Raw genomic sequence first — 14647 nt, 5'->3', positions numbered from 1 at the left:
GTCCCGCAGCAGCGGCAGGGTGATCCGGAAGAACGTGTGGAAGCGGCCCGCGCCGTCGAGCAGCGCCGCCTCGTAGATGTCCTTCGGGATCGACTAGACCTGGCCGCCCGGCGGCGCCTGGCCGGGGAGGCGTGATGGACGCGCTGGACCGGCTCGCCGAGCCGGGTCTGGACCTGCTGCGCCGCGTCGACACGCTGCTCGCCGCCGGCGCGCCCGACGGTCACCGGGTCTGGCCACTGCTGCGCCGGATGCAGGTGCTCCCCGGCGAGGCCGTGCGCAACTTCGTCGACCTGCACCCGGCGCCGTTGGCCGGCGCCGGCCACGGGGTGCGCCGGCTCGTCCGGGGGTACGACGAGGTGTCCGCCACGCTGACCGACCCGGTCCTCTGGTCCGGGCCGGCCGCGTCCGCGTACGGGCAGGCGCGCACCGCCCTGCTGCACCATCTCGACGAGGGGCCGGACAGCCTGGTGGGGCGGCTGGAGTCGACCGCCGGCTACGCCGACGCGCTCGCCGCCTGGGTGGAGGGCAGTCGGCTGGCACTGGCTCGGGCCCTGGCCGACGTGATCCGCTCGGCCGAGGCGGTGGCGGTCGTCGCCGCCACGTCGGTGTCGGTCGGCACGACGGGTCGGAGCACGTCGGGGACACCGGGGGGAGTCGAGGCCGCCGAGATCGCCGCGCGGGTGCTGGCGGTGCTGTGCGTCGCGTACGACGGGGCGGAGACGATCCTGCGGGAGTGGGCCCCCAGCCTGGCCGAGTCCCGGTGGCGGGCACCGGCGGCCGAGCGCACCCGCTACGACACGCCCACGCGCGTCGGCTGGTGACGCCACGGCCGGTAGCCGTACCGCGACGCCGGCGGGCCGGCGCCGGACGGCGGACGTAGGGTGAGTGGATGGGCATGCTCTGTGCGGTCAGCTTCCAGCGGTACGGGCGCCTCTACTACCTGGACCCGGGTGACCTGCGTCCGCAGGTCGGCGACAAGGTGCTGGTGCCGACCGACGACGGGCCCGAGGTGGCCGAGTGCGTCTGGGCCGCCCAGTGGGTCTCCGAGGAGACCGAGGGGTTCCCCCGGCTGGCGGGGCTCGCCCAGGAGGAGGACCTCCGCCGCGACGAGGCGCTGCGCCGGCGTAAGGCCGAGGCGAAGGTCGCCGCGAAGCGGCTCATCCGGGAGCACGGCCTGCCGATGAAGGTGGTCGCCGTGGACCACGTGCTCGGCGGCGCCGAGAGCGGCAGCGAGCGCAGCACGATCTACTTCACCGCGCCGCACCGGGTGGACTTCCGGTCGCTGGTCCGTGACCTCGGGGCGACCCTGCACTGCCGGGTGGAGCTGCGCCAGCTCTCCGCCCGTGACTCGGCCCGCGTCCAGGGTGGAATCGGCTCCTGCGGTCGGGACCTGTGCTGCGCCACGTTCCTCACCGACTTCGAGCCGGTGACCATCCGGATGGCGAAGGACCAGGACCTGCCGCTCAACCCGCTGCGCATCTCCGGTGCGTGCGGCCGGCTGATGTGCTGCCTGAAGTACGAACATCCCCTGTACCAACGCTTCCAGGAGTCGGCACCGGCCGTCGGCACCCGCGTGACCACACCCGAGGGCGACGGCCGGGTGGTCGGCCACAGCGTTCCCCGCGACGCGGTCACCGTCCGCCTAGACGCCGACGGCTCCCGCTGCTCATGCTCCCGCGCCTCCGTCTGCGCCCCCCGCCAGTCCCACGACCAGCACTACAACTCCTAACCCCCCACCCCCCACCCGCCACCCTGCCCGCCCCGTGCGTTGATCAAGAGATTTGCGTCAGGATCCGTGGCCCCGCCGGCGCAAACCCCTTGATCAACTCTGCGGAGGGGTTGGTCCGGTGAGGCGGACGGGGGGTTCGGCGAGGCGGGGGAGCAGGGGAGTCTTCGGGGTCAGCCAGCTGGAGGTGGGGGACTGGTCGGGGTTCACCTGCCAGTTGCGGGACACGCGGTCGACGGCGATCGGGTAGAGCGTGAGGGTGCCGTCCGGGTCGATGCGCATCCGCAGGAACGCCTTGGCGTCCTCGATGCCCTGCCCGGCGAAGAGTTCGTTGACGTTCACCCCGAAGGCGCCGGCGACCAGCAGGTACGCGGCCACCACCTGACTGGCCACCAGTCCGATCACGGGGCCGTAGAGCACCGCCGCGGCCACCACCGGCAGCGGCCACGGCCAGTCGTAGAACGGCAGCGACAGCCAGGCCCCCGTGCCCAGGGCGGCGAGACCGAGGTGGGCCGTGCCGTGGGCGACCCCGAGGATCCAGTGCCGGACGTGCCGCTTGCCGCCGGCACTCGGCGGCTTCGCGAAGACGGCCGCGCCGAGCAGCGTCACCAGCAGCATCGCTACCAGCGGCACGCTGAACAGACGCTGGTCGGTCCCCTCGCGATGCGTCGCGACGCCGGCCATCGCCAGCATCAGCAGCGTGTGCACGGTGCCGAGGAGCGTCGTGAAGCCCGGGTTGCGCAGCGGCAGCCGGCCGAAGATCCCCCACCCGTACCGCCGGGACCGCTCCGCGTCCGGATAGCGGCCCGCCAGGTCGTACGGGTGGGACACGCTGGCGCGCCGGGCCAGGGTGTCGCGCGGTGGCACCTCGATTCGCTTCGGGAGCTTGTGCGTCGGGTAGAGGTACGCGCCACCGCCCCCGCAGGTGACCAGTTGCCGGTCCGGCCCGGCGTACCGGGCGTAGTGGTGCAGGTCGCCGGAGACGAGCAGCCGTACCTGCGCCCCGGTCGGCGCGACGATCGTGCGGATGAAGTAGTCGATCGAGTCGTACGCCGTGGGATGGTCGACGGCCTTGACCCAGGTCGGTGCCGGCACGGCCAGGATCACCCTGCTCTGCGGCCCCAGGCGCTCGGCGACCGTGTCGAAGTAGGTGAGCTGCGGATCGTCGAGGTACGACCCGGACTGGTCGTCGAGGCCGAGCAGCCACCAGCCGGCCGGCAGTTCCACCGCGAAGTACGAGCGGGACTGGCCGGTGCCCCAGCCGCCGAAGTGCCGGTCCCGGGACCGGACGAACAGCCGGAGGAACGCGGTCAGGCCGTCGTACCAGTCGTGGTTGCCGGGCACCGCGAACAACGTGGGCCGCGCTGCGGGGGTGACCGGGAGCGCCGCCTGGTAGGGACCCTTGCAGCGGTCCTCGTACGCCTCGTACGCCGCCGACGGATAGACCTGGTCGCCGCCCATCACCAGGGTCTGTGCGCGGGGCAGCCGATGCCCGTCGACCTCCAGCTCCGGCTGCGCCAGCAGGTACGCGACGGAGTAGGTGGCGTTGAAGCCGTCGCCCAGGTCGGCCACGTAATCCAGCCAGAGCCCGCCGTCCGGGCCGATCTGCTTACCGATCTTCGCGTCGAGGGCGTTCTGCAGCTCCCGTTTGTCCAGGTACGCGCCGAAAAGCATCGCGAGGAGCGTACGGATGCCGGTGCTGATCAGCAGGAACGGCGCGAGCCACGGGACCGGCCCGCGCGGTGTGAAGCCCAGTTCCTGCGGGTCGGTGCTGCGCGGACGGCGGGCCTGCCGTCCGCCGGCGGCCTCGCTGGCGTGCGGACCGGATGGGGTGGCCTCGCCGGGCGGCTCGGGATCGTCCGTCATCCGCCGGAGCGTAGTACCGCCGCGCCGGGGTCGCTGTCCGGTGGACGTCCGATCGCGCCGTCCGTCCGGTTCCCGCGGGTGGGAGGGATCCCGTTCGGACGGAGCTAAGGGCGTGCACTACACTTGACGATCGTTGCCGCCTTAGCTCAGTCGGCTAGAGCGACGCACTCGTAATGCGTAGGTCGACGGTTCGATTCCGTCAGGCGGCTCGGTGAAGAAGCCCAGGTCAGAGACCTGGGCTTCGCCGTTTCCCGAGGTCGATCACGCCGCCGTTCGTGGTGCCGGTCCTTAGATGGTCCTTGTCCCGTGCCGCGAACGCTTCGTCCAGGCGGTTGGCGACCGCGTCCAGGTCGTCACCGAACAGGCCCGCGTACACGTCCAAGGTCATCGACGCCGAGGCGTGCCCGAGCATCCGCTGCACCGCCTTCACGTTGGCGCCCGCCGCTACGGCCAGACTCGCCGCCGTGTGCCGCAGGTCATGAGGGGTCAGCCCGTCCAGGCCGACCGACGCCGCAGCCGGCGCGAAGACACGCGACCGGAAGTTGGTGTTGCGCAGAGGCCCACCGTTCGGAGCGGTGAACACCAGTGCGTCCCGACGCTTTCCAGCGACGTGTGCAGCCAGCTCGTCGACGAGGAACCGCGGAATCGGGACCGAGCGGCGCTGGTGATTCTTCGGCGTGCCCTCCACCAGCTCCCCGCCGACCTCCGCGAAAGCCACCGCCACGGTCACCCGACGCCGCAGCAGATCCAGGCGCGACACCCGAAGCGCCGACGCCTCACCCCACCGCAGCCCGGTGTAGGCCAGGAACCGCACCAGCAGCCCATAGCGTCCGCACGCCTCCGCGAGCCTCGCCACCTGGTCGTGGTCCAGGAACACCGGCTCCTCCTTGACCACCCGAGGTAGCCGCACGCCCTCTGCCGGATTCCGAGACATGCGGCCATCCCGTACCGCGTGCGCCAGCGTCAGCGACAGCACCCGGTGCGCGTACCGCACCGTTGCCGGAGCGAGCCCGGACGCGGCGAGTCGCTGGACCCAGGCCGCCACCTCCGCGTACGAGACTGCCGAAAGCGGTATGTGCTCCCACGTCGGAAGGATCTGCCGGCGTAGCGCCAGCTCGTACCGGGCGCGAGTCGACGGCTTGAGCTGAACCTGAGCCATCATCCATTGGGATGCCCAGGTGCCCACCGTCACCCGCGCGCGAGCTGGGTCGATCCAGTCGCCTCGTGCGATGGCGGCCTTGGCTGACGCCTCCCACCGCTCCGCGTCCGACTTCCGGTCGAAGTGTCGAGCAATCTGCTTGCCTGAGGCGTCATAGACGCGTGCCCGCCACTTCCGATTCGGCCGCTTCTCCACGCTCACGGCTACCCCGCCTGCTTGGCGAGCCAGGCCCGCACATCGGCCGGGTCGTATCGGAGATGACGACCAACCCGAGAAGCGCGCGGCCCGATCCGCCGGTATCGCCACTGATAGAGGGTGCTCACCGGCACGCCGAGAAACGTCGACACATCCTCAGCCGTCCACAGCGGCTCGATCATCCGGGTCTTCATGCTGCTCCCTCCTGTGTTGTGTCGGTTGCCGAAACATCGGGTGGTGCCTGGGTGCGTCTGGCGGCGTCGAGCTGGGCGCGCCATTGGATGCGTTCAGATATCGCCCGCAGCACGCGGTGGCCGAGGGGCGGCACGTCAGGGTCGGTGGGCCTTGCCAGCTCCCAGGCGTGGCGATGTTCGCCGCCGGCCGGGGCAGTGTCGGCGTCGGTGGTGACACCGAGCAGTGCCTTGACCCACTCGCGGCGGTCGGCCCGGTGGTCGGTGAGCGTCTTGCCGGACCACTGTCGGGAGATGAGGACGCGCCGGCCGCCGATGCCGAGGGTGTCGCGCTTGTGGACCTTGTTCTTGCAGTTACCCGGCCGCAGACCCGGCCGCGCCTTCTTCGGCTGGACGCCGTAGAGCAGCCAGTTGGCGCACCGCTCCGAGCACGGCGTGTGCCGCAGTTCCTGCCAGAGCCGTTCCAGGTGGGCGCGTTGCCGGGCAGTGGTGACTTGGTGGCAGTCGGCGGCTTGTTTGGTGAGGTATTTGGTGATGTAGCCGACGCACCGGTCGGCGTCCTTGGTGCCGGCGAGCACGCCCTTGGCGTCGACCTGGCTACCGAAGCGGACGACGTGCACCGGGGTGGCGTCGAGTTCGGCGTCGACCTGGTCCAGGGCGTCGTCCCACGACGGCAGGAGCCGGCCGGTGTCCGGGTCGGTGTAGCCGGCGGTGTCGGCGTCCCACTGCGGCGCTCGGCCGGGTTCGTAGACCCGCTGCTCGACGGAGGGCCACCACACCTGGTGGTAGGTGGCGGCGGCGACCTGGCGGACGAGGGCGCGGGGGATGGTGCCTCGGATGGCGAAGTGCGCGTGCGGGGCGAGCCGGCGTTGCGGCTCGACGGCACCGGCGTATTGGACGTTCCATCCGACCGCCCGGCGCAGGTTCTGCCAGAACCGATCCAGCAGCCGCGGAAAGTGCACGGCGTCCCAGGCGGCCCGCCGGTAGTCATATGCGTCCGGGTCGACGGGTGTGCCGTCGGAGTGGACGCGGCCGTAGGAGCCGAGGGTGAGGGTCAGGAACATCGACGGCCGGAACACGGTCCCGGCACGGCCCTCATACGTGCGGCCCACGGTGCGGTTGTCGACGGGCAGGCGGGGAAGGTCCGGAGCGTCCTGCCGCCGCTTGGTCGACCGGACCCGCCGCTTGCCGTCGCTGTCGTCCTGGTCGTCGCTGGCGTGCGGCGGCGCTGGGCGACCGCGCATGCCTTCGGTGGTGATCTGTGATTCCAGTTCCGCGATCGCGTCGTCCAGGTCCGCCACCTGCTCCCACTGCGAGACGCGGGCGGCTTCATCGCGGGCGAACTCCAAATGGGCGCGGGCGACGATCAGGCCGCGTTGCGCATCGGTGGCCGGGGCGGGTCCGGGGTCGGGTTCGTCGGTGCGGTGCCAGCCTTCCCGGATCTGCTGCTGCCGTAGCCGGCGGGCGCGGGTGGCGCAGGCGGGGCACTTGCTCTCTTGGGTGGCGCCGCAGGGCATGTCGATGACTTCGGTCTGCCCGGAGTCGAGGTCGGTGCGGCGCAGGGAGACGGGTCGGGTGCAGACGCCGTAGTCGGCGGCCAGATCCTTGACCACGTCGACGGAGCGGGGCATGAGCATCCGGGCGGCCCGCGAGCCCGGCCTTGGCTCCACCACGGGGGCGGGGTCGAGGCCGGGCAGCATCGGGGTGAGCGTCATCGGCCCACCTCCACCATGAGGTCACGGACGCGGACGGTCGGGCGGATGTCGGTGGCGTGGTCGTCACGGTGCGGGTCGAACACGGCGATACCGGTCCGGGTGGTCTTCGCCCGGTACATCGCGGCGTCAGCGTCTGCGAGGGCGGCGGCCAGGTCGCCGGTGGTGGGTGCGAGTCCGATGCTGGCGGTCACCGAGACGGTGACGCCTGAGGGGAGCCGGACGGGGGCGGCGATCGCAGCGGCCAGCTGGCGGCCGGCGGTCACGGGGTCGAGGTCGCAGAGCAGGGCGGCGAACTCGTCTCCACCGAGGCGGGCGGCGATGCCGTGCACGGTGGCGAGGCGGGCGGCGACGGCACGCAGGACGGCATCTCCGGCGGCGTGGCCGTGGGTGTCGTTGACCGGTTTGAAGCCGTCCAGGTCGATCACCGCGACCCACGGCCGGGCGGGGGCGAGCTGTTCCCAGCCGGCGGCGAGGCCGGCGCGGTTGGCCAGTCCGGTTAGCGGATCGCGCAGGGACGCGCGTTGCAGGGCGGCCAGTTCGTAGCGGGCGACGTAGAGGGAGTAGCGGTCCCAGCAGAACAGGGCGACGACGCCGACGAAGGCGAGAGCGGACAGCAGGGCGTTGGTCATCGGGTCACCTCTCCGATCAGCGGGACGCCGTTGCGGCGGGTGAAGGCGGCCGGCGACACCGGAGCCACCGGGGCCGGGCGAGCCGGCTCGACGGGGACCAGGGCGACGGGCTCAGGCACGGTCGGCGCGGGGGCGGGGACAGGAGCCGGCGGGGCCGGGTGCTCGACCGGACGGGCCGGCGCGCTGCGCTCGTCGGCGTGGCGGTCCGGGGCGGGGTCGACGGCCGGGGCGGGTGCGGGTGCGGTGGTGAGGACGAGCTTGGACAGGCCGATGAACGCCAGCGCGGGTACGGCCGAGAGCAGCCACCCGGACAGGCCCGGCTTGGCCACGGCGAGCTGCGCGGCAAGCGAGAGGGCGACGGCGGCGACGAGCAGGAACATCGGGTAGCCGATCGGCCCGCCGGTGCGGCGGCGACGCCTGATCGTCAGTAGGGCGGCGACGGGGACGAGTTCGGAGATGACGGCGTTGGCCCAGCCGAACCACTCGCCGGTGCCGGCGCGTGAGTTGTCGAGGGTCCAGTCTTTGACGTGGGTGAAGGAGGCGGCCCCGGCGAAGCCGGCGACGATGAGCAGGATGAGGACCAGGACCAGGCCCTCGACACGGTCCGCGCGGGTGGCGGTGGGGTGCGGCTTCATGCGGCACCGTCCAGGATCTCGCCGTCGATGACGCGCAGCCGGCCGTAGGTCTGGGCCATGTCGCGGATCTCGTCATCGGTCAGGTAGGAGAACCGGACCCGCATCGGCGTGGGGTTGCCGTCGATGACGACGAACCCGACGCCGGGCAGGGACTGCGGGATGCGGTCACACAGCGCGCCCCGGTCCCGCATCCCGTCCCCGAGGACCAGATCGACCTGCGCGGCTTCGGCGAGTCGGAGGCCGATGCGGGTGGGGAACAGGTCCCGGAAGGGCAGCACCTCCTTGCGGGGGTCCTGAATCGCCGCGACCACGTGCACGCCCACCGCGCGGCCCTGCGAGAGCAGGATCGAAAGCGCCGCCTTGATGCGGTCCTTGAGCTGCCGGTCGGTCAGGTACGCGGTGAGGTTCGCCAGCTCGTCAATGACGACGACGATCAGCGGCTCATCCGGGGTCGGGGTGTGCTGGCGGGTCCGGCCGTAGAGCTTCCCGGCCCGGTCCTTGGCGACCGAGGCGGCTTCCTCGATCAGCTCACACATCGCGGCGTAGTCCTTACGAGCGAAGCGGGTGAACATCGGCGCGCCCATCCCGAGTTCCATGCCGCCCTTCGGGTCCAGGCCCCAGATCTGCACCAGCCCGGAGGTGACACCTGCGGCAAGGGAGCGGACCACGGACCAGATCACCGAGCCCTTCCCCGCGCCCGTCGCACCCACCACGAGCACCTGAGTGCCGAACAGCCGCAGCTCGTAGCCGTCGCCGTCCTCCTGACGGCCAACCGGCAGGGCGGTGAACTCCGGGACCGCCGGGACGGGCAGGGGGCGGACGAGCTTGGCGAGGGGGTCACCGCGGAACAGGTGCAGCAGCACCACATCCGGACGCGGACCCGGCACGGCCTTGACCTGCCGGACACCGAAGGTGTGCGCGAGGCGTTCCGCCACCTTGGCGAAGTCGTCCGGGATCTGCCCGGTCACCATCCGCACCGTCACCACGTCCACCCCGGAGGCGCAGCGGACCCGGCGCAGGACGGGCAGCACCGTGTGGGCGTCGAACGAGACGGCGAGTTTGGCGGTGACCATCGCGGCGTGCCAGTTGCGGCGGTACACCATCCGGCGGTAGCGGGACAGGATCGGCCACCAGCCGAACCGCAGCCACGACGCCCGGTGCCCGTACGCCCACCCCGTCGAGACGACGGCGACCAGGCCGACGACGCCGACCGGACCGGCCCAGCCGTACCGGAAGTAGAGCCAGGCGAAGAAGACGGCCGGGGCGGTCAGGTACCAGAAGCGGACCAGGACCACGGCCAGGCGGCCGAGCGCCTTGGCGGTCCACCACGACAGGGCCAGCCACATCGGTATGCGCACGAACGGCGTGCGGACGTTGATCGGAGCCGAGTCGATCCGGTCGCCCCGGATCACGTTGACCAGCGGCATCTCTCAGCCCTCCCCGACAGCGGTGGCGAACAGGGAGCCTTGGCCCGGCGTGCCGGGACGACGACGGACCACCCGGCGACCGACCGGGGTCCGGGTCGGCATCAGGGCGGCGAGGTCGACCGGGCCGGTCTGTGGGGCGGGGACGTGGCGGGTCATGGTCGGCAACCACCGGCCCCGACCGAGCACCGCCCGCAGGTCGACACGGTCGGAGACGTGCGGGGCGATCAGGTCCGGGTCCAGGTGGCGCAGCTTCACCACCGTCCGCGCCAGAGCAGCAGCAGCGGCCGAGATCTCCACCAGAGCGGCGACCCGGATCGCGTCGGCGGGGATGGTGGTGTAGACCTCGCGGGCGGCCCGGATACCAGGACCGGCCAGCCGCATCACGGTACGGCGGTGGGTGCGACGGTTCGGGGCAAGGCGCGGGTTCCCGACGATGCGGGCAGCGTCAGCTAGCGTGGGCATCAGCCCAACTCCTTCCAGGAGACGAGGGTGAAGCGCGGGGCGGGGGTCGTCCTTGGCGGGGTTGAAGTCCCGCCCCGCGCATCCGAATCTGGTCAGGCCGCCTGCTTGACGGCGGCGGGCTCGGTCATGGCACCGGCGCGGATCGACCACGCCTGACGCGCCCGGCACTTCCCCGAGCCCTTGCACCGCTGCGAATCCACATACGGCGTCAGAGTCACGTCGGTGAACATCACCGCCGGCGGGTAGCCGGGGATCTTCGACGCCGGCGGGACCGGCTGAACCGGCGCGGCGATCTTCACCTTGACCTCCTTCGACCCGCCGAACTTGCCGGCCTCCGGGTCCAGGTCGAGAACCTTGACCACCCACAGCCGCTCGCCGGTGTCCTTGTCGCGGGCCTGGTCGTCGCCCTGTCCGCGCTTGTCGAAGTCCGTTACCGGCTCCACCCCGAGGCACAGGGCGCCAGCCGGGAAGACGTAGTCGAACGGAACCGGGACCTTGATCGTGTTCGGGACAGCCATGCCCCTACCTCCTCGCTCTGACGGTCGACAACCTGCCGGCCGCACGCCTTATGCACATCTGCATAAGGCCATTGAGGACAGTATGCACGCGTGCATATCGATGGGCAAGCGTTTCTATCGATGCGAAGAGGAGGGTTCAGCGGATGCGGCGCACCGGCATGAAGGCCAAGGAAGCTAGAGCCAGCAGACCTGCGGCGGCGGCGAAGGGCGCGCCGAGGCCACCGGCATCGGCGACAACACCCCCGAGGACGGAACCCAGGGCGGCCGAGCCGATACCGAAGAGGCGAGTCGAGGAGACAACGCGGCCGAGCATCTCGTCAGGCGTGTGCAGCTGGCGGGTGGAACCGCCGACGACGCTGCCAGTCGTCGAGGCAACGCCAACGAACACGAGGGCGACAGCAGCGACCCACGGCGTGGCCGTTACAAGCACCGTCAACCAGGCCGCAGCCTGCACGCCCAGCGTGCCGGCATAGGCGGAACGAGGAGAGAGCACGGCAACGATCCGAGGCGCAAGCCAGCCACCCGCGATGCCACCTAGGGCGCCACTCGCGATGAGCAAGCCGAAGCCAATGGTGCCGAGGTGGAGAACGTCCTGGGCATAGAGGACCAACGTTGCGAACGCGATGTTGTAGCCAAGGTTGTAGGAAGCCATCCCGAGCGTCACCGTGCGGAGTTCGGGATGGCGAACGAGGTGGGCCATGCCGACCCTGATGGCACGCAGCATCGGCGCATGCTCAACAGCAGGCTTCGCAGGCGGGGAAGGTAGCCGGCTCACAAGCGCCGCTGAGAGCAGGAAGGAACCGGCATCAAGCCCGAAGGGCAGGACGCGGGACGCTGCGAAAGCCGCCGCACCGACAGGTGGACCAGCTAGTGAGCGACCGAAGGTGTCGATCGCCCAGAGTCGCCCGTTAGCGCGTGACAGCCGCTCTTTGTCTCGGCCGACGATCGTCGGAATCACGGCCTGGGCCGCAGGATCGAAGAAGCACGAGCCGACGCCAACGAGGAAGACCGCCACGGCAAGGGCGGCGATGCTGGCGCTATCGGTCACGACCAGGAGAACAAACGCGAACAGCACCGCCGCCCGGCCGAGGTCGGACGCCACCATGACTGTCCGCCTGCTCCAGCGGTCGACCAACGCACCAGCGGGCAGACCGACGAGCAGCCAAGCCGCGTAACCGGCCGCCGACACCGAGGCCACCGCCAACGGGTCCCGAGACAGCGCCGCCGCCATCAGAGGCGCAGCGGCCAACAACATGCCGTCCCCGGTGACCGAGACGCCGGTCGAAGCCAGCAAAAGGCCAAGGCCCCGCTTCGGCGACGCCTCGACTGGTCGCTCGGTCACCGCGGACATGCCAATTACCTCACTGCGGGGAGTCGTCGGGGCCGAAGTGCCCCGCAGCGGCACCGGCCACGAACGCAGCCCATCCCGGCTTAGCGAAGGCGAGCATCGGGCCAGCACCGGCTTGCTTGGTGTCTCGGACGCCAATCACACCGCCCGCGCACGCGACCTCGACACATCCTCCGCTGTCGCTGTGCGAACTCTTGCGCCACTTGGCGCTGCTGAAGTCAGGACTCACCACGGCCTCCGTCGATCGATCGAGGGTCTTCTAGATCCTCGATGTAGCGAGCCAGTGACGCAAGGTGCTCTATCGACTCTGCCGGCGACAGGGCGTCGGCGGCGAGCGCGTCGAACACGGTCGAGTACGCATCCACATCCGCGGGCGCGGACAGGTAGAGATCGGCCGTCTGAGACTCCACGAACACAACCCGAGGACTGGACTCAGCGCGAAAGTCATACAGCGTGAATGGCACGACCGCTGAGGCTGTACGACCTACACCCAGCGGGATGATCCGCAGCGTCACGTTGGGCAACTCAGCACGAGTCCGCAGGTATGCCAGCTGCGAGAGGATCACGTCTCGGGTGCCAGGCCAAGCCAAGAAGGCGCGGGCGTCCAGGAGCGCCGCATACGCCGGGGCAACGTCGGAACGTAACAGAGCTTGTCGACTCATGCGGCGGGCGACGATGGCCTCCGGGTTGGGCCAGCCGCCGCTCCGCGTGTAGGCCAACGCATACTCCGGCGACTGCAACTGACCAGGCACCATCAGCGGGTAGTACTGCTGGATCGACCGCACACGGGTTTCGATGGCCGCCACCTCGCCCTGCCGGCGAGTCACCCCACCAGCCCGTACGAGCCACGCACCGCCAAGGCCCTCGTCATCCGCGGTCACCGCCAGCAGCTCTGCCCGAACCTCCTCCGGCACGCCGTAATAATGAAGGAGCGTGGCTAGATCCCGGGTACTCACGGCGATGCGAGCGTTCTCGATGCGAGATACCTTGGGCTGAGACCAGCCCAGAGCGGCAGCTACCTCCTCGCCAGGCACGCCCAGGCCCTCCCGGATGCGCTTTAGTTCAGCGGCAACCCGCTCCCGGTGCGCCGAGCCACCCATGCCCCACCTCCGGCCATGCACCGATGCATACCTTCACCAGTGTAGGCCGGAGAGAGGGGGATGGGGTGATTGGCTGGCTAGATCTGAAGCACCCCGAGTATCGGCGCTCAAGGGCGAGGCATCTCCGGTGGAAGCCAATTCACGCCACACGAGCGCAAGGCTTGAGGCATCTCGGCCAGGTCAATGGGCCGGGGCTGAGCGAGCCGCCGGCCAGAACTGTCCGGAACAAGAATAGCCGCTGCGCTAATCCAAGGGGCGCCGGAGCGGGGATTCACCGTCACGTCGGCCACAACAATCGTTATCCATTGGTCATTACCTGCAAACATGTCGCCAGTAATACTTGCGACCAATTGGTCCACGCTATTTTGCTGCACCTCTGTCATTTGACGTGCGTCGGGAGGATGCGCTTCCACGATCAGCCCTAGCTCCGGCTCGTGGCAGAACCAGCGCCGTTTACCGGAACGAGAGACCGCCAGTACAGCGAACGGACCCGCGGGCGCAGAGGCGGGCCATAGTGCTCGGTCGACTTTCAGAACTGCCTTGCGATAAAAGGGCCACGCGGTCAGGAGGGCATCACAAAGTTTTATTGACTCTGTTGCATCGACCAGGGGAGTCGCATCCGCCATGACCTGAAGAATAGTCTTGAATGCCCGAACTCCCTCGGCATAAGCAGAGGGTAAAAGCGCCAAGGCTGATCCCGAGCGGTGGACGTGTCTTCCATCGATTTCTCGGACGGACTCCTTCGCCCCTCCGGAAGCGCCGTGAAGAACTTGAGACGACAGGCGGTAGTAGTGGTAAAACCTCTCATGACCGTACTGACGCGACCGGTCATACAGGTTTCGGTCGGCCCATGATCTACGGAAGCCGGGACCGTACTTCGCAATGGCCTCTTGGGCCTCCTGTCTGTGGCGTCGAGCCTGTGACTTGAGACGATGCTCCTCGGCTTTGCGTTCGCGTCCCTTGAGCAAGCTCAACCCAACTTCCGCTTCGGCTTCAATCAGCGGAGTTAGCGCACGGTGCGCGAGATATCGCTCTGCCAGGCTCGCGTCTGCGAGGACATCACAGAGATTGATCAGATGCTCGACAAGGGCGCGAGCGGCACGGGTCGCAGGACGTCCGCGCCCGTCATAAAGGTCAAAGAGCAGGTCGTTAAAGTCATTTGTGGCTTGACCAAATACTTCGAGCGAAGCGCCGTTCGGGGTTGCATTGTGGAATCGCCTGCCGGCCGAAAGCATCGAAAAGTGCATCTGATCGACAAGTTGGCCAAAACCCGGAATTTCGCGGTTGAGGCGCTCGCTTATAGCACGATTAGTCAGCCATTTGTCGGTGTCAAGCGCTACTGGCGGCCTTGCGTCGCCAAAGGGTTCGGCGTTGCTTCTGGGGTGAGGGGGCCGGGAACCTGACACGCTTGCCCCCTTGGAGTCCCTGCCTGCATCTTGCTGCAGTCTGTCATACCGCTGCTTGAGGGCGCGACACACTGCATGACTGTCTGGCCACATAGAAGTTGCTCGCACCACTGCCGAATTAGCCTCTTAAGGATCAAGGCGGCCCGCAAGCGGGCCGCGCCGGCCCGGCCCCGGCCTGCTGGCGACCTCCGGCCGGCATCGGCCGGGCCGGCCGGCCCCCCGGACCGAAGAACATTTTAGACCGCGGGGGGGCGCCCCCCAACCCCCCCC

Annotated in this window: 15 protein-coding genes, 1 tRNA gene and 1 pseudogene; 3 read left to right on the top strand and 14 right to left on the bottom strand. The window is 69.8% G+C overall.

The window, feature by feature from the left end; all coding sequences use genetic code 11:
- Positions 1 to 99 (bottom strand): annotated as a pseudogene (locus AB0I76_RS09955) (ABC transporter permease subunit); the annotation flags it as partial.
- A gap of 35 nt (positions 100 to 134) precedes the next feature.
- On the opposite strand from AB0I76_RS09955, the gene AB0I76_RS09950 reads away from it, so the two are divergent.
- Both AB0I76_RS09950 and ricT read left to right on the top strand, forming a co-directional pair.
- Positions 135 to 821, top strand: coding sequence for a hypothetical protein (locus AB0I76_RS09950; protein ID WP_357032596.1), 687 nt, complete (start codon positions 135 to 137; stop codon positions 819 to 821).
- Between the two features lie 68 nt (positions 822 to 889).
- Positions 890 to 1729 (top strand): regulatory iron-sulfur-containing complex subunit RicT, encoded by an 840-nt coding sequence (gene ricT, locus AB0I76_RS09945; protein ID WP_357032593.1) that lies wholly within the window; start codon positions 890 to 892, stop codon positions 1727 to 1729.
- Positions 1730 to 1822: 93 nt separating this feature from the next.
- Here ricT and AB0I76_RS09940 read toward each other — a convergent pair whose 3' ends face one another.
- Positions 1823 to 3592, bottom strand: coding sequence for a metallophosphoesterase (locus tag AB0I76_RS09940; protein WP_357032590.1), 1770 nt, complete (start codon positions 3590 to 3592; stop codon positions 1823 to 1825).
- Positions 3593 to 3727: 135 nt separating this feature from the next.
- Between AB0I76_RS09940 and AB0I76_RS09935 the strand changes: the two genes are divergently transcribed.
- A tRNA-Thr gene (locus AB0I76_RS09935) sits at positions 3728 to 3801 on the top strand.
- Positions 3802 to 3818: 17 nt separating this feature from the next.
- On the opposite strand, the gene AB0I76_RS09930 is transcribed toward AB0I76_RS09935, so the two are convergent.
- The 12 genes from AB0I76_RS09930 to AB0I76_RS09875 all read right to left on the bottom strand — a co-directional run bounded on the left by AB0I76_RS09930 (position 3819) and on the right by AB0I76_RS09875 (position 14377).
- Positions 3819 to 4946, bottom strand: coding sequence for a tyrosine-type recombinase/integrase (locus tag AB0I76_RS09930; RefSeq protein WP_357032587.1), 1128 nt, complete (start codon positions 4944 to 4946; stop codon positions 3819 to 3821).
- A gap of 8 nt (positions 4947 to 4954) precedes the next feature.
- Positions 4955 to 5140 carry a helix-turn-helix domain-containing protein gene (locus tag AB0I76_RS09925; RefSeq protein ID WP_357032583.1) on the bottom strand — a complete coding sequence of 62 codons (186 nt, stop codon included), beginning with the start codon at positions 5138 to 5140 and terminating at the stop codon, positions 4955 to 4957.
- Complete coding sequence (locus AB0I76_RS09920) at positions 5137 to 6852, bottom strand: replication initiator (RefSeq protein ID WP_357032581.1); 1716 nt, start codon at positions 6850 to 6852, stop codon at positions 5137 to 5139. Before AB0I76_RS09920 ends, AB0I76_RS09925 begins: the two co-directional genes overlap by 4 nt.
- Positions 6849 to 7481 (bottom strand): GGDEF domain-containing protein, encoded by a 633-nt coding sequence (locus AB0I76_RS09915; RefSeq protein ID WP_357032578.1) that lies wholly within the window; start codon positions 7479 to 7481, stop codon positions 6849 to 6851. Before AB0I76_RS09915 ends, AB0I76_RS09920 begins: the two co-directional genes overlap by 4 nt.
- On the bottom strand, positions 7478 to 8116 hold the full coding sequence (locus AB0I76_RS09910; RefSeq protein WP_357032575.1) for a DUF2637 domain-containing protein: 639 nt from the start codon (positions 8114 to 8116) through the stop codon (positions 7478 to 7480). Before AB0I76_RS09910 ends, AB0I76_RS09915 begins: the two co-directional genes overlap by 4 nt.
- Entirely contained in the window at positions 8113 to 9543 is a 1431-nt protein-coding gene (locus tag AB0I76_RS09905; protein ID WP_357032572.1) for a cell division protein FtsK, read from the bottom strand. Before AB0I76_RS09905 ends, AB0I76_RS09910 begins: the two co-directional genes overlap by 4 nt.
- A gap of 3 nt (positions 9544 to 9546) precedes the next feature.
- Entirely contained in the window at positions 9547 to 10005 is a 459-nt protein-coding gene (locus AB0I76_RS09900; RefSeq protein ID WP_357032569.1) for a hypothetical protein, read from the bottom strand.
- Between the two features lie 92 nt (positions 10006 to 10097).
- Positions 10098 to 10523 carry a hypothetical protein gene (locus AB0I76_RS09895; RefSeq protein ID WP_357032566.1) on the bottom strand — a complete coding sequence of 142 codons (426 nt, stop codon included), beginning with the start codon at positions 10521 to 10523 and terminating at the stop codon, positions 10098 to 10100.
- 136 nt (positions 10524 to 10659) lie between these two features.
- The gene (locus AB0I76_RS09890) at positions 10660 to 11874 is read right to left on the bottom strand and encodes an MFS transporter (protein WP_357032563.1); all 1215 of its coding nucleotides are present in this window, start codon (positions 11872 to 11874) and stop codon (positions 10660 to 10662) included.
- Between the two features lie 10 nt (positions 11875 to 11884).
- On the bottom strand, positions 11885 to 12100 hold the full coding sequence (locus AB0I76_RS09885) for a DUF397 domain-containing protein (protein WP_357032560.1): 216 nt from the start codon (positions 12098 to 12100) through the stop codon (positions 11885 to 11887).
- On the bottom strand, positions 12090 to 12971 hold the full coding sequence (locus AB0I76_RS09880) for a helix-turn-helix transcriptional regulator (protein ID WP_357032557.1): 882 nt from the start codon (positions 12969 to 12971) through the stop codon (positions 12090 to 12092). The genes AB0I76_RS09885 and AB0I76_RS09880 overlap by 11 nt, the downstream gene beginning before the upstream one ends.
- A 107-nt stretch (positions 12972 to 13078) precedes the next feature.
- Positions 13079 to 14377, bottom strand: coding sequence for a DUF5677 domain-containing protein (locus AB0I76_RS09875; protein WP_357032554.1), 1299 nt, complete (start codon positions 14375 to 14377; stop codon positions 13079 to 13081).
- Between the last annotated feature and the right edge of the window lie 270 nt (positions 14378 to 14647).

This window comes from Micromonospora sp. NPDC049799 (assembly GCF_040656655.1).
GTDB lineage: Bacteria > Actinomycetota > Actinomycetes > Mycobacteriales > Micromonosporaceae > Micromonospora.
The sequence above is the reverse complement of the archived record's forward strand: the minus strand, read 5'-3'. Positions and strand labels throughout refer to the sequence as shown.

Coding starts and splice junctions, on each gene's coding strand:
- AB0I76_RS09940 (WP_357032590.1), bottom strand. CDS start 3,592: ATGACGGACGATCCCGAGCCGCCCGGCGAGGCCACCCCATCCGGTCCG.
- AB0I76_RS09910 (WP_357032575.1), bottom strand. CDS start 8,116: ATGAAGCCGCACCCCACCGCCACCCGCGCGGACCGTGTCGAGGGCCTG.
- AB0I76_RS09905 (WP_357032572.1), bottom strand. CDS start 9,543: ATGCCGCTGGTCAACGTGATCCGGGGCGACCGGATCGACTCGGCTCCG.
- AB0I76_RS09895 (WP_357032566.1), bottom strand. CDS start 10,523: ATGGCTGTCCCGAACACGATCAAGGTCCCGGTTCCGTTCGACTACGTC.
- AB0I76_RS09925 (WP_357032583.1), bottom strand. CDS start 5,140: ATGAAGACCCGGATGATCGAGCCGCTGTGGACGGCTGAGGATGTGTCG.
- AB0I76_RS09890 (WP_357032563.1), bottom strand. CDS start 11,874: ATGTCCGCGGTGACCGAGCGACCAGTCGAGGCGTCGCCGAAGCGGGGC.
- AB0I76_RS09900 (WP_357032569.1), bottom strand. CDS start 10,005: ATGCCCACGCTAGCTGACGCTGCCCGCATCGTCGGGAACCCGCGCCTT.
- AB0I76_RS09950 (WP_357032596.1), top strand. CDS start 135: ATGGACGCGCTGGACCGGCTCGCCGAGCCGGGTCTGGACCTGCTGCGC.
- AB0I76_RS09915 (WP_357032578.1), bottom strand. CDS start 7,481: ATGACCAACGCCCTGCTGTCCGCTCTCGCCTTCGTCGGCGTCGTCGCC.
- AB0I76_RS09880 (WP_357032557.1), bottom strand. CDS start 12,971: ATGGGTGGCTCGGCGCACCGGGAGCGGGTTGCCGCTGAACTAAAGCGC.
- AB0I76_RS09920 (WP_357032581.1), bottom strand. CDS start 6,852: ATGACGCTCACCCCGATGCTGCCCGGCCTCGACCCCGCCCCCGTGGTG.
- ricT (WP_357032593.1), top strand. CDS start 890: ATGGGCATGCTCTGTGCGGTCAGCTTCCAGCGGTACGGGCGCCTCTAC.